A 2613-nucleotide genomic window follows, 5' to 3' on the forward strand; every position below is an offset into this window, starting at 1 on the left:
TGTCCGCGCCGATCCAAATCTGAGCCACTGTGCCGATCCAATATTGAGCCAGGGCTGTTAGCCGACCAAAGGGCGGTCAGCTGTGGATAAGTGTAGAGCCTTGCAGAGTTTGGAGTACTCCTGTCAGATTGGTTGAGCACGAAAGGGGGAAGCCGCGCAGCGGCTTCCCCCTTTGCTTTGAACGTCAGGCCTTACCGCTCTGCAGCGGCCTGCATTCGAGACTGCTCTCGTGCCTTGATACGCTTCTTAGCCGTGCTTGAGCTGTGCAGGAACCGGTGTGACTCGTTGCCGGTCTCCAGGATGTGGCAGTGGTGCGTGAGCCGGTCCAGGAGCGCCGTGGTCATCTTGGCGTCACCAAAAACGCGCGACCATTCCGCGAAGTCCAGGTTCGTCGTGATCATCACGCTGGTGTGCTCGTACAGCCGGCTGAGCAGGTGGAACAGCAGCGCACCGCCTGCCTGGCTGAACGGCAGATAGCCCAACTCATCGAGGATCACCAGGTCCAGGCGCAGCAAGCTTGCTGCTATGCGCCCAGCCTTGCCTTGTGCCTTCTCTTGCTCCAGCGCGTTGACCAGATCCACCGTGGAGTAAAAGCGCACACGCCTGCCATGCTTGGTGATGCCGGCCACACCAATGGCCGTGGCCAGATGGGTCTTGCCGGTACCGGGGCCACCCACCAACACGACGTTGTGCGCCACTTCAGTGAAGCCTGTCTCGGCCAACGTGTGCACCAGCTTGCTGTCCACGGGCGACACAGTAAAGTCGAACCCAGCCAGGTCTCGGTGCACTGGGAACTTGGCTGCGTGCATTTGATGATTGACCGAACGCATACCTCGGTCTGTGGCCTCTGCTTGCAGCAGGTGTTCGATCAGCCAACGGGCCTCGTCTGAGCCTGAACTGGCCCCTTGTTCGATCAGGTCCAACCAGGCGCCCGCCATGCCGTGCAGGCGCAGTTGTTTGAGCTCGGCGGCGATGTCACGCATGGTTGATCTCCTCACTGCCTTGTCCACGCAGGCTGTCATAGCGCGCGGTGTTGGCCAGTGGGGCCAAGACTGTCTGCAGGCAGGTCTGCGCATCTTCTGGCGTGGGTGCGGTATTGAGTCGGCTCAGCACATTGATCACATGCTCGACGCTGACCTTGCCAGACGGCGGCGCGCTCTCCAGCGCTAACTCCACGGCCACCAGCACCGCATCCAGGCCCTGCGTGCTCACAATGGCCAGCACCTGGGCCATGACACGGTCGCCACCGGCCTGGCGCAGCAACCCTCTGCGCAACTGCTGCAAGACTGGGGGCAGGTCGGCAAACGGCGCGCCATTGCGCAGCGCACCTGGCTTTCTTTGCACCAGTGGGATGTAGTGCTGCCAGTCATAGCGGGTCTGGCCTCGGTCACTGAATCGCTCGTGCTGCGCCACCACCTCGTCGTTGGCCACCACAACCACCCGCGTTGGATATAGCCGGGTGCTGACCATCTGGCCCGCCAGCTCGCAGGGCACCGAGTAGCGGTTGCGCGCCACCGAGACCAGGCAGGTGCTGGTCACGCGCGCCGGGCGCTCCACATAGCCGTCGAAGGGCTCGGGCATCGACATCAGGTGAGCGCGCTCGTGCTCAAGCATCTCGGCCACGCTGAACTGCTGGTGCTCTGGGTGGCGAACCTCTGACCACAGGCTGCGGCAGCGCTCGCCCAGCCAGGCATTGAGCTCGGCAAAGGAGCCGAATCGCTGCTTGGCCGCATCGATCCAGATGCGCCGCCTGCTGTCTTGCACGTTCTTCTCGACAACCCCCTTCTCCCAGCCGCTGGCCACGTTGCAGAAGTCGGCGTCGAACAGGTAGTGCGCGCACATCACCGCAAAGCGCGCATTGACCACTCGGCCCTTGCCCTTCTTGACCTGGTCCACGGCCGTCTTCATGTTGTCGTAGATGCCACGACGGGCCACTCCGCCCAACGCTGCAAAGCTGCGCGTGTGCGCATCGAACAGCATCTCGTGGCCTTGGCTCGGATACGCCACCAGCCAAAACGCTCGGCTGGCACACAGCTTCATGTGCGAGACCTGCAGCCGGTAGTAAATGCCGCCCACCACCAAGCCTTCCTCGCTCCAGTCAAACTGGAACGCCTCGCCAAGCTCGAACGACAAGGGCACGAAGGCGCGTGTCGATGACGCCTGGCCCTCGCCTTGGCGCCACTGCCGGATGAAGTCCGTCACGCGGCTGTAGCCACCTTCATAGCCTGCCACTTTGAGCTCGCCGTACAGCGCACGCGCCGTGCGGCGCTCGTGCTTGGGGCGATGGGCATCGGCCTTGAGTGCCTGCTTTAGAACCTCGTGGAAGGCCTTCAGTTTGCCCGGCTGCTCGCTTCGCCGGTACTTGGGCTCGCCTTCCAATGGCGCCTTGAGCCACTTGGCGATCGTGTTGCGCGACAGCCCCGTCATCCGCGAGATCTCCCGCTCTGACTTCTTGCCTCGGCTGTGCAGCCGCCGGATTCTGCCGATCATGTCCATGGTGATCACTCCTCGAACCCCGCTGCATCAAAAAGCAGCAGGGTAGGTTGAACACCTGGCTCAGTTTTGGGTCGGCATACCCATCAAAAGTGGCTCAGTTTTCGGTCGGCGCCAACA

The 2613-nt window shown here is 62.6% G+C and carries 2 protein-coding genes; both read right to left on the minus strand.

Features of this window, described 5'->3' with window-relative positions; genetic code table 11:
* Positions 1 to 191: 191 nt before the first annotated feature.
* Entirely contained in the window at positions 192 to 983 is a 792-nt protein-coding gene (gene istB, locus Q7V20_RS17335) for an IS21-like element helper ATPase IstB (RefSeq protein WP_304794022.1), read from the minus strand.
* Entirely contained in the window at positions 976 to 2496 is a 1521-nt protein-coding gene (gene istA / locus Q7V20_RS17340) for an IS21 family transposase (RefSeq protein ID WP_304794025.1), read from the minus strand. Before istA ends, istB begins: the two co-directional genes overlap by 8 nt.
* Positions 2497 to 2613: the final 117 nt, after the last annotated feature.

Source organism: Aquabacterium sp., from assembly GCF_030652515.1.
In the GTDB taxonomy this organism is placed as follows: Bacteria; Pseudomonadota; Gammaproteobacteria; order Burkholderiales; family Burkholderiaceae_C; genus Aquabacterium.